The organism is Pseudomonas sp. MIL9 (assembly GCF_016887925.1).
GTDB lineage: Bacteria > Pseudomonadota > Gammaproteobacteria > Pseudomonadales > Pseudomonadaceae > Aquipseudomonas > Aquipseudomonas mohnii.
The window spans coordinates 16,390-32,436 of sequence record NZ_JAFEHE010000004.1 but is presented as its reverse complement, the minus strand read 5'-3'; the positions used below and the strand labels follow the sequence as shown (position 1 = coordinate 32,436).

At 61.1% G+C, this 16,047-nt stretch carries 11 protein-coding genes; 9 read left to right on the top strand and 2 right to left on the bottom strand.

Annotated elements, in window-relative coordinates; translation table 11 throughout:
- The first annotated feature begins 101 nt into the window (after positions 1-101).
- The 5 genes from JQF37_RS04670 to JQF37_RS04650 all read left to right on the top strand — a co-directional run bounded on the left by JQF37_RS04670 (position 102) and on the right by JQF37_RS04650 (position 6,600).
- Entirely contained in the window at positions 102-2,279 is a 2,178-nt protein-coding gene (locus JQF37_RS04670) for a DUF1631 domain-containing protein (RefSeq protein WP_130203912.1), read from the top strand.
- Between the two features lie 64 nt (positions 2,280-2,343).
- A complete protein-coding gene (gene ampD, locus JQF37_RS04665; RefSeq protein ID WP_090467112.1) occupies positions 2,344-2,913 on the top strand; it encodes a 1,6-anhydro-N-acetylmuramyl-L-alanine amidase AmpD in 570 nt (189 codons plus the stop codon).
- Positions 2,914-2,915: 2 nt separating this feature from the next.
- On the top strand, positions 2,916-3,752 hold the full coding sequence (gene ampE, locus JQF37_RS04660) for a regulatory signaling modulator protein AmpE (RefSeq protein ID WP_130203913.1): 837 nt from the start codon (positions 2,916-2,918) through the stop codon (positions 3,750-3,752).
- A gap of 183 nt (positions 3,753-3,935) precedes the next feature.
- Complete coding sequence (locus JQF37_RS04655) at positions 3,936-5,966, top strand: methyl-accepting chemotaxis protein (RefSeq protein ID WP_130203914.1); 2,031 nt, start codon at positions 3,936-3,938, stop codon at positions 5,964-5,966.
- Between the two features lie 244 nt (positions 5,967-6,210).
- Positions 6,211-6,600 carry a hypothetical protein gene (locus tag JQF37_RS04650; protein WP_130203915.1) on the top strand — a complete coding sequence of 130 codons (390 nt, stop codon included), beginning with the start codon at positions 6,211-6,213 and terminating at the stop codon, positions 6,598-6,600.
- Here JQF37_RS04650 and JQF37_RS04645 read toward each other — a convergent pair whose 3' ends face one another.
- Positions 6,601-7,377, bottom strand: a complete 777-nt coding sequence (locus tag JQF37_RS04645; RefSeq protein ID WP_130203916.1) for a TatD family hydrolase — start codon at positions 7,375-7,377, stop codon at positions 6,601-6,603.
- A gap of 3 nt (positions 7,378-7,380) precedes the next feature.
- Positions 7,381-8,376 (bottom strand): catabolite repressor/activator, encoded by a 996-nt coding sequence (gene cra / locus JQF37_RS04640; RefSeq protein WP_130203917.1) that lies wholly within the window; start codon positions 8,374-8,376, stop codon positions 7,381-7,383.
- 292 nt (positions 8,377-8,668) lie between these two features.
- Here cra and ptsP point away from each other — a divergent pair, with 292 nt between their 5' ends.
- The 4 genes from ptsP to JQF37_RS04620 all read left to right on the top strand — a co-directional run bounded on the left by ptsP (position 8,669) and on the right by JQF37_RS04620 (position 15,954).
- Positions 8,669-11,530: a phosphoenolpyruvate--protein phosphotransferase gene (ptsP, locus tag JQF37_RS04635; protein ID WP_130203918.1), complete on the top strand. Its 2,862-nt coding sequence runs from the start codon at positions 8,669-8,671 to the stop codon at positions 11,528-11,530.
- A complete protein-coding gene (pfkB, locus tag JQF37_RS04630; protein ID WP_130203919.1) occupies positions 11,530-12,471 on the top strand; it encodes a 1-phosphofructokinase in 942 nt (313 codons plus the stop codon). Before ptsP ends, pfkB begins: the two co-directional genes overlap by 1 nt.
- Before the next feature lie 11 nt (positions 12,472-12,482).
- Positions 12,483-14,222 (top strand): PTS fructose-like transporter subunit IIB, encoded by a 1,740-nt coding sequence (locus JQF37_RS04625; RefSeq protein WP_130203920.1) that lies wholly within the window; start codon positions 12,483-12,485, stop codon positions 14,220-14,222.
- A gap of 190 nt (positions 14,223-14,412) precedes the next feature.
- Positions 14,413-15,954, top strand: a complete 1,542-nt coding sequence (locus tag JQF37_RS04620) for an alkaline phosphatase D family protein (RefSeq protein WP_130203921.1) — start codon at positions 14,413-14,415, stop codon at positions 15,952-15,954.
- Positions 15,955-16,047: the final 93 nt, after the last annotated feature.

Here is a 16,047-nt window from a genome sequence, read left to right as displayed (position 1 = left end):
CGAAGCCGAAGAGTCCTCTGGCGCAAGCGCTATCTTTTACAAGATAATTCGCCTTGTATTTGACGTCATGACTTTGACGATTCGGATTTTCTGGAGGCTGGATGCACAAAGACGGGAATGTAGTGCCTTTGCGCAAGGCGACTACCGATCAGGCGATCCACCTGCCACTCGCCCGCCTGCCTGTGATTCTGCTTCAGGTTCGCGACAAGGCTACGCAACTACTCCGACAGAGTTTGCAAGAGCTGTTCGATAACGCTGACGACACGCTTTTCGAACTGGCCGACCGTGCTCGGAGCGACGTCGAACACAACATCTTCTTTCAGGCGATGCGCGACTTGCGTCTCAAGCGCAACAGTATCGAGCGGGTGTTTTTTGAACAGTTCTTCGACGGGTTTATCAGGCTGGCCCAGTACGAAACCACGCCTACCATCCTGACTCGCGTATTACCGGTCGACGTCAGCGTTGCACTGGAGGATGACGAACTCGAGCGCAATGTTGCGGTGGAGTCGATGGTCAACAAAGTGCTGAATCGCGATGGTTTCGCCCTCGACCAACTCACCGCCCGCCTCAGCACCTTGCTGGGTGGGGCACTGATCGAACGATACAACCCCCTGGGGCCGACGTTGCTCTGCGAGTTTTTCCTGCAGGCCGCGCGTAACCTGGGGGTAACGTTCAAGGTCAAGTTGATCATTCTCAAGCTGTTCGATCGCTACGTCCTCAGTGGTGCCGACCAGCTTTACGCTGAAGCCAATCAACTGTTGATCGCCACCGGCGTTTTGCCTGATCTCAAGCCTGCGCCAGGGCGCCGGATGGCGGATCAGCCGCCCTCCAGCACATCCCATGATGGCGCCGAGGGGCAAAACGAGGACGGTGTGCCGCCGGTGTTCCCGGCGCTACAGCAATTGTTGCTCCGTGTGCGCGGCAGCGTCGTCCCCACCCTGGATGCCAGTACCCCGGGAGAGCCGATTTCCAGCCAGGACCTGCTGCGTCTGCTCTCGCATCTTCAGCAATCTTCAACCGCGCCGAACGCGTGCAATGACCTGGATCTGCGCACCCGGTTGCAACAGTTGCTGACAGGGGCCAACGCCAGAAGTGGCAGGTTGCACGTCGTCGGTGCGGCCGATGACGATGTGATCAACCTGATCGCCATGTTGTTCGAAAGCATCCTCGACGACCGTCATTTGCCGGATGCGCTCAAGGCCCTGATGGGGCGGCTGCAAATACCGATGGTGAAAGTGGCGGTGCTCGACAAGCGTTTGTTCAGCCGCAGCAACCATCCGGCGCGACGCCTGCTTAATGAAATCGCCAGTGCCGCCCGGGGCTGGAGCGAGTGCGATGACCTCGAACGTGACAGCCTTTACGTGCGCACGGAGCAGGTGGTGCAGCGCCTGTTGAACGATTTTGTCGACGACCCGGCGATATTTTCCGAAGTGCTGGCCGACTTCCTGGCTTTCACCAGTGATGAGCGTCGTCGCAGTGAATTGCTGGAGCAGCGTACCCGCGATGTTGAAGAGGGGCGCGCCAGAACCCTGCTGGCCCGTCAGCGTGTCGAACAGGCGTTGAACCATGCGCTGCTGGGCAAAGTGTTGCCGCAAAGCGTGGTGCTGTTTGCCCGGGATGCCTGGAGCAAAGTGTTGCTGTTGACCTGCCTCAAGCATGGCGATCAATCCACACAGTGGCACGCCGATGTGCAAGTCATGGAGCATTTGATCTGGAGCGTCCAGCGTCATGAAGAGCCCGACGCCGGTACACGATTGTTGGCGCGGGTGCCGGGTTTGCTCAAATCCTTGCGCGAGGGTTTGAGTGGTTCGGCGTACGACCCTTTCGCCACCAGTGAGTTTTTCAGCGAACTGGAAAGCCTGCATGTGCAATTGTTTGAGCGGCCCGAGCGCTCGCTCGCGGATGCGGCGGTCATGATCGAAGTGCTGGAAAGAATCGTATTGCCCAGCGCCGATGAAGGCCCTGTGGATAAGGGGCTGCCGCTGCCGGCAGACGATGCCGGAATGCGCCACGTCAATCAGCTGCACTCTGGCTGCTGGGTCGAGTTCCAGACCGATCCGGAAAGCTCCCTGCGCTGCAAACTGGTGGCGATCATTGAAGCCACCGGTCAATACATCTTCGTCAACCGCACCGGCATGAAGGTGCTGGAGCGCAGTCGTTCGTCCCTGGCGCGGGAATTTCGCCAGGGGGCGGCACGGGTCCTCGATGACACCTTATTGTTTGATCGGGCGCTGGAGTCGGTCATCGGCCATCTGCGGCGTCTCAATCGCGGCAAGTGATCGCGTTCGGACGGGCTATCGCGGCATACTGGGCACTCACACGGTCGTCGTTGAAGGAGCCTGTATGCAGTTGGACCCCGCAAGCGGTTGGTGTCAGGACGTGCGTCTTTGCCCCTCGCCCAACTTCAATGCGCGCCCCACGGGCGAAATTTCCCTGCTGGTGATTCACAACATCAGCCTGCCGCCGGCGCAATTCGCCACGGGGAAGGTGCAGGAATTTTTCCAGAACCGACTGGATGTCACGGAGCACCCCTACTTTGAAGGGATTGCCGATCTGCGGGTGTCGGCGCATTTTCTGATCGAGCGTGACGGCACTGTCACCCAGTTTGTCTCTTGCCTTGAGCGCGCCTGGCACGCCGGCGTTTCGAGTTTTGAGGGGCGGGAGACCTGTAACGATTTTTCCGTGGGCATTGAACTCGAAGGCACGGATGATCTGCCGTTCACCGACGCCCAATATGACGCGTTGACGGCCCTTACCCGGCAACTGCAAAGCGCCTTCACGGCCATTACCACGCAGCGCATCTGCGGGCATAGTGACATCGCGCCCGGGCGCAAGACTGATCCGGGACCGGCGTTCGATTGGGCACGCTATCGTGCGGCCCTGGCAAAAGCCGCCATGGAAAAAGAGGAGTAACAATGAGTTTTCTGGTGCTGCTGTTGGCGGTCTGGATCGAGAAGTTCTCGGCCCTGCGCCACCGGGTACAACGCGACGGTTTTTGGTTGCGCGAACTGGCCAGGCTTGAGGTCAACGCGCGTCTGGTCAATCGGCCGTGGCTGATCCTGGCCATTTCGGTATTTTTGCCGGTGGCGTTGCTGGGGTTGCTGTTGGTGGTGCTGCAGCCGGTGGCCTACGGCTTGCTGGTGTTACCGGTGCACCTGCTGGTGGTGATTTACAGTCTGGGTCGTGGCGATCTGCTCGCCGGTCTGGGGCCGTTTCGCGATGCCTGGCGTCGGCAAGACCTGCAAGCGGCGGCCCATGTCGCCAAGCGCGACGTGGATATCTGCGCCGACAGTGGCGAACAACTGCTGGAACGGGTTGAAGGACATCTGCTGTGGGAGGCCTACCAGAGCTTTTTCGCGGTGATTTTCTGGTACTTCCTGTTGGGGCCGGTCGCGGCTCTGAGTTATCGATTGCTCGCGCTGGTTGAGGAGCATGGGAAAAACCCGGCCGTGGTCGAACGCGCGGCGCAACTGCGTCATGCCTTCGATTGGTTGCCGGTGCGCTTGCTGGCGGCAAGTTTTGCCTTGGTCGGCAACTTTGTCGCCGTCGGCCGGGTGATGTTGCACGAGTTGTTGAACTGGAACATCAGCGCCGCGCAATTGATCGAGAAGGCCGGGCTGGTGGCGGGTGAAATCCCGGCACCGGTGGTCGGGCCTGAAGGCATCAATAATCTTGACCGGATCTGGGAACTGCTGTTGCGGGCTGCAGTGCTCTGGTACGCCGGGTTTGCCTTGTGGACCGTTCTGGCCTGATTTCTTTTTAGCGGCCAAAAGATTGTCCGGGCGCAGCCAGAGCCCCGGACAAACTTTTGCCGTTAACCTTAAGTTACAAAACCTCTCTTCGATTTAAGCTATACAGAAATAGCGCCGGGTAGTGGCTATCTGCTGTCGGTCTGCGCCTGCCAATAAAAATAAGAAATCATGGGGAGACTTCCAGTGAAGCGCTTGCTCTATCCCGCTGTCGCACTGATGAACCGTCTGAGCTTTGGCATGAAGTTCAGTCTGATCAGCGTCCTGTTCCTGGTGCCGATGCTGGTGACCAACTTCTACCTGGTGCGTGACTCCTATCGCGAATTCCAGGGTACCCGTACCGAACTGCAAAGCCTCGACCTGCTGGGCAGCAGCCTGGCGTTGCGGCGCGATCTGGAAACCCTCAACAACCTGGTGCAGATCAATGTCACCCTGGGCCAGTCAGGCAAGGCGGGCAATGTCGAGTCGCAGATCAGCGCCCTGGAGCAAAGTCTTCTGACCCGTTTGCAAGGGCTGACCGCGATGAGCACGGACCCCGAGCAAATCGCGGTATTCGATACCAAGCGCGATGAAATGATCGCCGCCTTCAAGGCGCAACACAGCGAAACGTCCCTGCAAAGCAAAAGCGGAATGATTGGCAAGTTGCTCGCCAGCGCGCAGATTTTCAGCCAGATCGTCGCCAGTCAGGCCGGACTGAGCCGCGATTCCCAGAGCGACATGCGCCAACTGAGCGAACTCATCACCAATGTCACCCCGCCTGTGACTCAGCTTCTGGGTGAAGGCCGGGCGATGGGCTCCTTTTCGCTGGGCCAGGGCTTTCTCAATTCGGCGTCGAGTACCCGTTTCGATGAGCTGTTGGCGCAGATCGAGAAGCTGCAAGGCGAGTATGGGCTGAAATTGCAGGACGCATTGGGCTCCAGCAAAGCGGCGCGGGAAACCCTGGCAGCCTTGGCCGATGGCAGTCGGGCGACGTTGAAAAAGGCCAGCGAACTGTTCGAAGAACAAGTGGTAATGGCCGACACCCTGGATGCGCCCTGGCAGGGTTTCTACGATCAGGTCACCGGCCTGATGGACCAGACGTATCAACTCAACGAAGCCACGCTGAAATTTCTTGGCGCCCAATTGCAGCAGCGCCTGGATCAGAACCGCACGCACATGGTCTTGCAGGCAGTGGCGCTGTCGGTGGTGTTTGTGCTGATCTTCTACCTTTACGGCGGCTTCTACGCCTCGACCCGTACCACGCTCAAACGCCTTGGCGGGGTGATGGATAAAGTCGCGGCCGGCGACATGACGGTGACGTTCAGCGCCCACAGTCGCGATGAACTGGGCGAGTTGGGCGAGGTATTCAACGGCACCGTGAAAAAAATCCATGACCTGATTGAGCGCGTGGGGCAAACCGTCAGTGAGGTGGAGCGCCAGGCCGGGCAAGTTGAAAACGTCTCGGCGCAAAGCAACCATGCCGTGGCCGGGCAACGGAGCCAGATCGAGCAAGTCGCCACGGCAATGAACCAGATGTCGGCCACGGCCCTCGAGGTCGCGCGTAGCGCCGCCGCGGCGGTCAGCAGCGCCCACAGTGTCAACGACGAAACCATCAGCGGGCGTGGGCTGGTCGAGTCCCAGCAAGGCAGCATCGCGGCACTGGCCAGCGAAATAGATCAGTCGGTGCGGGTGATCAATCAACTGGCCAGTGACAGCCAGTCCATCAGCCGCGTGCTGGAGGTGATCAAGAGCATCGCCGAGCAGACCAACCTGTTGGCGCTCAATGCCGCCATCGAAGCGGCGCGGGCCGGCGAGCAGGGGCGTGGGTTCGCGGTGGTGGCGGACGAGGTCCGGACACTGGCCAAGCGAACCCAGCAATCGACCGAAGAAATCGAACAGATGATCACCAGGCTCCACAATGGGGTCGGCGCTGCCGTGAAGGCGATGGGTGTGAGCCATGAGATGGCCAATGGCACGGTAGGGCAGTCGGAAAAGGTCCAGCAGGCGCTGGAAAACATCCTCGGTGCCGTCGGTATGATCGTCGACCAGAACCAGCAGATCGCCGCAGCCGTGGAACAGCAAACGGCGGTTGCCCACGACATCGACCAGAACATTGTCGAAATCAATCGTGCCGGTGAACGGACTGCTGAAGGTGCGCACCAGACCGAGGATGCCAGTCGCGTGTTGTCGGCTCAGGTGGTGGAACTCAAACAGCTGATCAGCGCATTCCGGGTCTAGATAGCCGCAGTCCGCCACCTGTATAAACGCTTGTTTGCGATGATCGCGTGATGGCCGACGTTGCTGTCGACGGGCATCTCGCGTTCGCGAACAGGCTCCGTTTCACAGGGGCTGTGTGTGGCTGAAAGTTTTGTAATACCTTTCTCAAATTTCGTAAGAACCTTGCAGTTTTTCTCCCTGTTCCTGTATTTCAACTTCAATGAACGGAGATTCATTTCAGTGCCCACACGGAGGAGGCCTTTCCATGTCTGTTGCAACCCTTGGAATCCAGGGACGCTGCGCCCATTGCCAGCGCACATTGCTGCTTGAGTCCTGGCAGATCAATGCCATTGCAATCAACGAAGCGTTCAGATGCACTCATTGCCGAAAAACCTTGCAACTGAACGACCCGAAACAAATCAAGCGCTTCAAGTCGCTTGATTCCCTGGCCATGTTGAAAGCAAGCCTGCTGGTGATGATTTGCACCGCTTTACTGGTGGCGCTGGTGCTGGAGTGGCTTGGCATGATCAGCGTTCTGGAGCAGCTCAATTTCTCGCTGCTGGCGATCTTCGTCTACTTCATCGCCATGCGCTTTGCCCGTCAGCGTCAGCACATGACATTGATTCTTGAGGCCGCCAAGGCTCACGCCGACTGATTACCAATTGAACAATTCACAGGCATTGGCCGTGCTGACCGCCGCCAATCGCTCAGGGCTGATCGCCATGATGCCGGCCAGTGCCGCGCAAATGGCGGGCAAGTGGGCCGGGCTGTTGCGTTGACCGGGAAACATGGCGGGTGCCATGTCCGGTGAGTCGGTTTCCAGGACCACTGATTCGAGCGGCAGCTCGGCGAGGACCCGGTGCATGCGCAGCGCCTGGGGCCAGGTCGCGGCACCGCCCAGTCCCAGTTTGAAACCGAGCTTGATGTATTCGCGCGCCTCTTCCTTGCTGCCAGCGAAGGCGTGGATGATGCCCGCGCGTGGCAGGCGAAAGCGTTTGAGCGTGGCAATGACCGCCGCATGACTGCGTCGTACATGGATCAGCGCCGGCAGATTGAAGTCCGCGGCCAGTTGCAGCTGTGCGTCGAACAACACTTGCTGGCGTTCGCGATCGAGGGTTTCGATGAAGTAATCCAGGCCAATCTCGCCCACTGCGCACAACTGTCGGTGACCGGCCAGACGGGTCAGCCACTCACCGAGTTCGCATACATCTTCGGGCCGATGATCGTCCAGATACACAGGATGCAGACCGAACGCGGCATGCAGGTCGGGATCGCTTTGCACCAGATCCCAGACGCGCTGCCAATTGCCCTGATAAACCCCCAGCACCACCATCCGCCGTACCCCGAGGGCGCGGCTTTCGGCCAGCAGCGCCTGACGATCCTTGTCGAAGTCGGGAAAGTCCAGATGGGTGTGGCTGTCGATCAGCTCCACGGTTCAGTCCTGGCGGATACGCTGCTTGAAGGTGCGCGGGATGGCCTGCACGCCGGGTTGGTAATCGGACTGCTCGATGGCGGCCAGGGCCAGTGCGAGGGCCTTGTCGGCAATCAGCTGATGTTGCTGGGCCATGGCATTGACCGGCAGAGGCAGGAAATCCAGCAACTGAGTGTCGCCGAAAGTGCCGAGGCGCAACGGGCGGTTTTTCAGCGGGAAGTCGTGCAAGGCATCGAACACGCCCTGCAACAGCACATAGGACGTGGTCACCAGAGCTTCGGGTAAATGCCCTACACGCTGGAGTAATTCTTCCATCAGTTGTTTGCCGCATTCGCGGCTGAAGGATTCGCCCTGTTCGATCAGCACCTCGCCGTCGAAACCGTTCAAGGCCTCTTTGAACCCGGCGGTACGTTCCTGGCTGATGCTCAGTTCCGGGCGGGCACCGATCAAGGCGATTTGCTTGGGTAACGGGTCCAGCAGGCTGCGGGTCAATTGCAGGCTGGCTTCGCGGTCGTCGCTGATCACCGAGCAGAAGTGTTCAGGTTCCATGACACGGTCGATCGCGATGATAGGAATACCCTTGGCTTGCAATTGGCGATAGCTGTCATCGCCGGGTGGCAGGCAACTGGCAACGATCAGGGCATCGCAGCGGCGGGCGCGGAACAGTTTTAGCAATTGGCGTTCGCTGTCCGGCGCGTCATCGGAACTGGCGATCAGCAGCTGATAGCCGCGAGCGCGTGCGCCTTGTTCCAGCAGTTTGGCGATTCGCGCGTAACTGGGGTTTTCCAGATCCGGCAAAATGAACCCCAGGGTGCGGGTGTGCCGACTGCGCAGCCCGGCGGCCTGGGGATTGGGCGTGAAGCCATGTTGCTCGACGACTGCGCGTACACGTTCGACGGTGGCGCTACTGATGCGTTGCTGTTCGGCCTTGCCATTGATGACGTAGCTGGCGGTGGTAACGGACACACCGGCCAACTGGGCAATATCACTGAGTTTCAACCCGGGATTTCCTTGTTTTTTCGAGCTTGCCTCGACAATTTTGCCAATCCTAACCGATTCACGCAGGCGATCCCGCCTTCACGCAGCCGACAAGTTGGACTTCAAGGATGGGCCATTATCGAGTAACGTGCCAATCAATCTAGATTAAACGTTTCAGCAGGCGTATTTTCTACGTTATGGGCGCCTTCGGCCGGTTCTGCCACGAAACCGCTGAAGACTGTCGCAGGACAAGCGCCTAAGCTGAAACACTCAAAACAATACCTGGTGCCAACAGGTGCCAAAAGGAGAAAGCATGCTCGAGCTCACCATAGAGCAGATATCCATGGGCCAGTCGGCTGTGGATAAGTCCGCAGCCTTGCAGTTGCTGGCCCGGCATCTGGTTACCGATGGTCTGGTTGCCGAGGGTTATCTCGCTGGCCTGCAGGCGCGCGAAGCCCAGGGCTCGACCTTTCTCGGTCAAGGTATCGCCATCCCCCACGGCACCCCGGAAACCCGCGATCAGGTATTCACCACGGGTGTGCGCCTGATGCAGTTTCCCGAGGGCGTTGACTGGGGCGACGGGCAGATCGTCTACCTGGCCATTGGCATCGCCGCCAAATCCGATGAACACCTGCGCCTGCTGCAATTACTGACCCGCGCTCTCGGCGAGACCGATCTGGGCCAGGCCCTGCGCCGCGCCAGCTCCGCCGAGGCCCTGCTGAAACTGCTGCAAGGTGCGCCGCAGGAATTGGCGCTGGATGCGCAAATGATCGGCCTGAGTGTGGCGGCCGAAGATTTTGAAGAGCTGGTCTGGCGCGGTGCGCGTTTGTTGCGTCAGGCCGATTGTGTCAGCAACGGTTTCTCCGCCGTGTTGCAACAGGTCGAAGCACTGCCTCTGGGCGATGGCCTGTGGTGGCTGCACAGTGAGCAAACAGTCAAGCGCCCCGGTCTGGCGTTCGTGACCCCGGACAAGCCGCTGCGTTACCTCGGTCAGCCGCTGAACGGGTTGTTCTGCCTGGCCAGCCTGGGTGAGGCCCATCAAGCGTTGCTCGAACGACTGTGCGCGTTATTGATTGAAGGTCGCGGCCATGAATTGGGCCGTGCTACCAGTTGCCGCGCGGTGCTTGAAGTGCTCGGCGGCGAACTGCCGGCGGACTGGCCGAGTACGCGGATCGCGCTGGCCAACGCCCACGGTTTGCATGCGCGGCCGGCGAAAATCCTCGCGCAACTGGCAAAGAGTTTTGAAGGTGAAATTCGCATCCGCATCGTCGATGGTCAGGACAGCGCGGTGTCGGTCAAGAGCCTGAGCAAGCTGCTCAGCCTCGGTGCTCGTCGCGGTCAAGTGCTGGAAATCATCGCCGAGCCGAGCATCGCTGCCGATGCGCTGCCTGCCTTGTTGGCTGCCATCGCAGAAGGCCTCGGTGAAGAAATCGAGCCGTTGCCGCCCGTCAGCCAGCCGCGCGAAGAGTTTGTCGAGACCGCCCAGGTACTGCTCGCCCCGGCGTCCGGCAGCGTGATTCAGGCCATCGCCGCCGCGCCGGGAATCGCCATCGGCCCGGCGCATATTCAAGTGCTGCAAGCCATCGAGTACCCGCTGCGCGGTGATTCCGCCGCCGTCGAACGCGAGCGTCTCAAGCAGGCGCTGGCGGATGTGCGGCGCGACATCGGTGGTTTGATCGAACGCAGCAAGGCCAAGGCCATTCGCGAAATTTTCGTCACCCACCAGGAAATGCTCGACGACCCGGAATTGACCGATGAAGTCGACACCCGTCTCAAGCAGGGCGAAAGCGCAGAAGCGGCCTGGATGTCGGTGATCGAAGCGGCGGCCCGGCAACAGGAAGCGCTGCAGGACGCCTTGCTTGCCGAACGTGCTGCCGATTTGCGTGATATCGGTCGACGGGTGTTGGCGACGCTCTGCGGGATCGAAACCCCGGGCGAACCCGAGCAACCCTACATTCTGGTGATGGACGAAGTCGGTCCATCCGACGTTGCGCGTCTGGACCCGACTCGCGTGGCCGGCATCCTCACCGCCCGCGGCGGCGCTACTGCCCACAGTGCGATCGTGGCCCGGGCGCTCGGTATTCCGGCGTTGGTCGGTGCCGGTCCGGCCGTGTTGCTGCTGGCGCCGGGCACGCCGTTGCTGATCGATGGCCAACGCGGTCGCCTGCACGTGGATGCCGACGCCGCAACGCTGCAACGGGCCACTGAAGAACGTGACACCCGTGAACAACGATTGAAGGTGGCGGCTGAACAGCGCCATGAACCGGCCTTGACCCGCGACGGCCATGCGGTCGAAGTGTTCGCCAACATCGGTGAAAGCGCTGGCGTGACCGGTGCGGTCGAGCAGGGTGCCGAAGGCATTGGCCTGTTGCGCACCGAACTGATTTTCATGGCGCACCCGCAAGCCCCGGACGAGGCGACCCAGGAAGTCGAATACCGGCGTGTCCTCGATGGCCTGGCGGGTCGACCCCTGGTGGTGCGCACCCTGGATGTCGGCGGCGACAAACCGCTGCCCTATTGGCCGATCGCCAAGGAAGAAAACCCGTTCCTCGGTGTTCGTGGCATTCGCCTGACCCTGCAACGGCCACACATCATGGAAGCGCAGCTGCGCGCCTTGCTGCGAGCAGCCGACAACCGTCCGCTGCGGATCATGTTCCCGATGGTCGGCAGCGTCGATGAGTGGCGCCAGGCCCGGGACATGACCGAACGCCTGCGTCTGGAAATCCCGGTCGCGGACCTGCAACTGGGGATCATGATCGAAGTGCCGTCGGCGGCGTTGCTGGCGCCGGTGTTGGCCAAAGAGGTGGACTTCTTCAGTGTCGGCACCAACGACCTGACGCAATACACCCTGGCCATCGACCGTGGTCATCCGACCTTGTCGGCCCAGGCCGATGGCCTGCATCCGGCGGTGTTGCAACTGATCGACATCACCGTGCGCGCCGCCCATGCCCATGGCAAGTGGGTCGGTGTCTGCGGTGAACTGGCGGCCGATCCATTGGCGGTGCCGGTGCTGGTCGGGCTCGGTGTGGACGAGTTGAGCGTGTCGGGGCGCAGCATTCCCGAGGTCAAGGCGCGGATCCGTGAACTCAGCCTCAGCCAGACCCAAACCCTTGCCCAAGCGGCGCTCGCCGTGGGCAGCGCCAACGAAGTGCGCGCATTAGTGGAGGCCCTGTAATGGCCAGGATTTTAACCTTGACCCTCAACCCGGCGCTGGACCTCACCGTCCAGTTGCCGCGCCTGGAACCGGGTCAGGTCAATCGCAGTGACGTGATGCACACCCATGCCGCCGGCAAAGGGTTGAACGTGGCGCAGGTATTGGCGGACCTCGGGCACCAACTGACGGTCAGCGGATTTCTCGGTGAAGACAATCTGCAAGCGTTCGAAACCCTGTTCGCCAGACGCGGCTTTGTCGACGCGTTTATCCGCGTGCCGGGGGAGAGCCGCAGCAATCTCAAACTGGCGGAAAGCGATGGTCGCATCACCGACATCAATGGCCCGGGGCCGCAGGTCAGCGCGACTGCGCAGCAGGCCTTGCTCGATCGTCTTGACCGGATCGCTCCGGGGCATGACGCCGTCGTCGTCGCCGGCAGCCTGCCTCAGGGCGTTAGCCCGCAATGGTTGCAGGCGTTGATCCTGCGCTTGAAAAAACTCGGTCTGAAGGTCGCGCTCGACACCAGCGGGGATGCCTTGCGGGCCGGGCTCAAGGCCGGTCCATGGCTGATCAAGCCGAACACCGAAGAGCTGGCTGAAGTGCTGGGTTGCGAGGTGGTTTCTGTCACCGCGCAGGCCGAAGCGGCGAATCGTTTGCACGCGCAGGGTATCGAGCATGTGGTGATTTCCCACGGCGCCGATGGCGTGAACTGGTTCAGCGTCGGTTCGGCGCTGCACGCCACACCACCTAAAGTCAGCGTCGCCAGTACGGTGGGCGCGGGCGACTCGTTGCTGGCGGGGATGCTCCACGGCCTGGTCAGCGCCGACCTGCCTGAGCAGACCTTGCGCAGCGCCACGGCAATTGCCGCGATGGCCGTCACCCAGATCGGTTTCGGTATCAGCGACGCGGCGCAACTGGCGCAGCTCGAACAGGGTGTGCGCGTGCGTCCCCTGACAGAACAATAAGAGGGTTGGTCATGAAATTAGCCATTGTTACTGCCTGCCCGAACGGCATGGTCACCAGTGTGCTGTGCGCTCGTCTGCTGGATGCAGCGGCCCAGCGTCAGGGCTGGAGCACCAGTGTCGAAGTGAACGACGCAGCGCATCCTGAACGGCAATTGTCGGCGGCGACGATCGAGGCCGCCGAGTGGGTACTGCTGGTGACCAGCGCCCCGGTGGACATGTCGCGATTCGTCGGCAAGCGGGTGTTCCAGAGCACCCCGGCGCAAGCCCTGCAGGACGTCGAGGCGGTGTTGCGCCGTGGTGCCGAAGAGGCCCGGTTGTACGTCGCCCCTGAAACCGTCGCAGAACCGGTTGCGGTGAGCAAAAACGCACCGCGCCTGGTCGCGATCACCGCCTGTCCAACCGGCGTCGCCCACACCTTCATGGCCGCCGAAGCCTTGCAGCAAGCGGCCAAGCGCCTGGGTTACGACCTGCAAGTGGAAACCCAGGGCTCCGTTGGGGCGCGCAATCCGCTGAGTGCGCAAGCCATCGCCGAAGCCGACGTGGTACTGCTGGCTTGCGATATCGAAGTCGCCACCGAGCGTTTCGCCGGCAAGAAAATTTATCGCTGCGGCACCGGCATTGCCCTCAAGCAGGCCGAAGCCACGCTGAACAAAGCGCTGGCCGAAGGCACGCAGGAAAGCGCAGCCAGCGGCGCCAGCGGTCCGGTCAAGGCAGAGAAGACCGGCATCTACAAACACCTGCTGACCGGCGTGTCGTTCATGTTGCCGATGGTGGTGGCGGGCGGTCTGATGATTGCCTTGTCGTTCGTGTTCGGCATCACCGCGTTCAAGGAACCCGGCACGTTGGCGGCGGCATTGATGCAGATCGGCGGCGAGACCGCGTTCAAGCTGATGGTGCCGTTGCTGGCGGGCTATATCGCTTACTCCATCGCCGACCGTCCGGGTCTGGCGCCAGGGATGATCGGCGGGCTGCTGGCGAGCTCCCTCGGCGCCGGTTTTATCGGCGGGATCATTGCCGGTTTCCTCGCCGGCTACGCCGCCCAGGCGATCAATCGTTATGCGCGTTTGCCGCAAAGCCTTGAGGCGCTCAAGCCGATCCTGATCATCCCGTTGCTGGCCAGTCTGTTCACGGGCCTGGTGATGATCTACGTGGTCGGCAAACCCGTGGCCGGGATGCTTGAAGGGCTCACGCATTTCCTCGACAGCATGGGCACCACCAATGCGATCCTGCTTGGCGTGCTGCTGGGCGGGATGATGTGCGTCGATCTCGGCGGGCCGATCAACAAGGCCGCTTATGCGTTCTCGGTCGGGCTGCTGGCCTCGCAGAGTTATGCACCGATGGCCGCGACCATGGCGGCCGGCATGGTGCCGCCGATTGGCCTCGGCATCGCCACGTTCATTGCCCGGCGCAAGTTTGCCCAGACCGAGCGCGAAGCGGGTAAGGCGGCGCTGGTGCTGGGGTTGTGCTTCATCTCCGAAGGGGCGATTCCTTTCGCTGCCAAGGACCCGTTGCGGGTGATTCCGGCGAGCATCGCCGGCGGTGCGCTGACCGGTGCGCTGTCGATGTATTTCGGCTGCAAGCTGATGGCGCCCCACGGTGGATTGTTCGTGCTGGCCATTCCGAATGCGATCAACCATGCATTGCTGTATTTGCTGGCGATCGTGGCGGGGAGTTTGTTGACGGCGGTGGTGTATGCGGTGGTCAAGCGGCCTGAGGTGACGGAGATGGCGATCGAGCCCGTCAGCGCCTGATCCCCCCCTGTAGGAGCGATCCTGCTCGCGATGGTGGTCAACGATAACGCGGGGAATCTGATAGCCCGCGGTGCCTTGAGTTCATCGCGAGCAGGCTCGCTCCTACAGGTGACTGTGGCTTTGGTGGGTTTTGTGTCATGCCCGAGTCATGCAGGCGTGCTTAAGTTTTCCTTTTTCCAGGGAGAACACCATGAGCGATTTCAATCCCGGTCGCCGCCGTGTCATGCAAGTGGTCGGCGCCGGTTTGTTGATGCCTGGCCTGGCGCCGGCCGTGATCGCGTCGGTCAAGGATCGTCCACAACTCACCGATGGCGTGCAATCGGGCGACTTGCTGGGCGACCGGGCGATCATCTGGAGCCGCTGCGACCGCCCGGCGCGGATGGTGGTGGAATGGGACACCCGTAGCCTGTTCGCCAACCCGCGACGATTCGTCTCCGCGCTGGTCGACGCCCGCACCGACTTTACCGCCAGGGTCGAACTCGCCGGGCTGCCCGCCGGGCAGGCGATTTTCTACCGCGTACAGTTTGAGGATGCCCAGAGCGGTGTCGCCAGCGAGCCGTGGTTCGGTCATCTGCGCAGCGAGCCCCAGACCCGCCGCGACATTCGCTTCGTCTGGAGCGGTGATACCGTCGGCCAGGGCTTTGGTATCAACCCGGACATCGGCGGCATGCGCATTTACGAAGCCATGCGTCTGCGCCTGCCGGACTTCTTTATTCACAGCGGTGACACCATCTACGCCGATAGTCCGGTGCCCGCGCAGCTCACCACCGAAAGCGGTCGCGTGTGGCGCAACATCACCAGTGAAGCCAAGAGCAAGGTCGCCGAAACCCTCGACGAATTCCGTGGCAATTACCGCTACAACCTGATGGACGAAAACATCCGCCGCTTCAACGCCGAGGTGCCGCAGATCTGGCAGTGGGACGACCACGAAGTGGTGAACAACTGGTCGCCGGGCAAGCAATTGGATCAACGCTATGCCAGTAAAGATATCCACAGCCTGGTCGGACGCGCACGTCAGGCCTGGCTCGAATATGCACCGATGCGCCTGCAGAGTGCCGACAACGGTGGACGGATTTATCGCAAGCTCAGCTACGGGCCATTGCTCGATGTGTTCGTGCTCGACATGCGCAGTTACCGCAGTGCCAATGACGACAATCTGGGCAGTGCCAAACCGTTCCTCGGCCGCGAGCAGCTGGATTGGCTGAAGGCATCGATGAAAGCTTCCAGTGCGCAATGGAAAGTCATCGCCGCCGACATGCCGATTGGCCTCGGTGTACCGGACGGCGAGGTCAGCCCCGGTGTGACACGTTGGGAAGCGGTAGCCAATGGAGATCCCGGGCCCGCTCAGGGGCGCGAGCTTGAAATTGCCGAGTTACTCGGATTCCTGCGGGCGCAGCAGGTGCGCAACTTCGTCTGGCTGACTGCCGATGTGCATTACTGCGCCGCGCATCATTACCATCCCGACCGAGCCGCATTCCAGGACTTCGAGCCGTTCTGGGAGTTTGTGGCCGGGCCATTGAATGCCGGGAGTTTCGGGCCTAATCCACTGGATAAGACCTTCGGTCCCGAAGTGGTGTTCGAGAAGGCACCCCCTGCACAGAACACCTCGCCCTTTGCCGGGTTTCAGTTTTTTGGCGAGGTGAACATCGATGGGCAGACAGGGGAGCTGAGTGTGGTGTTGCGCGATCTTGATGGAGTGTCTGTGTTCGAGCAGAAGTTGCAGCCGGTTTAACCAAGTGACACCAACCCCTGTAGGAGCGAGCCCGCTCGCGATGAACTCAAAGACACCGCGGGCTATCAGATTTCCCCGCGTTATCGTTGACCA

Coding starts and splice junctions, on each gene's coding strand:
- JQF37_RS04670 (WP_130203912.1), top strand. CDS start 102: ATGCACAAAGACGGGAATGTAGTGCCTTTGCGCAAGGCGACTACCGAT.
- ampD (WP_090467112.1), top strand. CDS start 2,344: ATGCAGTTGGACCCCGCAAGCGGTTGGTGTCAGGACGTGCGTCTTTGC.
- ampE (WP_130203913.1), top strand. CDS start 2,916: ATGAGTTTTCTGGTGCTGCTGTTGGCGGTCTGGATCGAGAAGTTCTCG.
- JQF37_RS04650 (WP_130203915.1), top strand. CDS start 6,211: ATGTCTGTTGCAACCCTTGGAATCCAGGGACGCTGCGCCCATTGCCAG.
- ptsP (WP_130203918.1), top strand. CDS start 8,669: ATGCTCGAGCTCACCATAGAGCAGATATCCATGGGCCAGTCGGCTGTG.
- pfkB (WP_130203919.1), top strand. CDS start 11,530: ATGGCCAGGATTTTAACCTTGACCCTCAACCCGGCGCTGGACCTCACC.
- JQF37_RS04625 (WP_130203920.1), top strand. CDS start 12,483: ATGAAATTAGCCATTGTTACTGCCTGCCCGAACGGCATGGTCACCAGT.
- JQF37_RS04620 (WP_130203921.1), top strand. CDS start 14,413: ATGAGCGATTTCAATCCCGGTCGCCGCCGTGTCATGCAAGTGGTCGGC.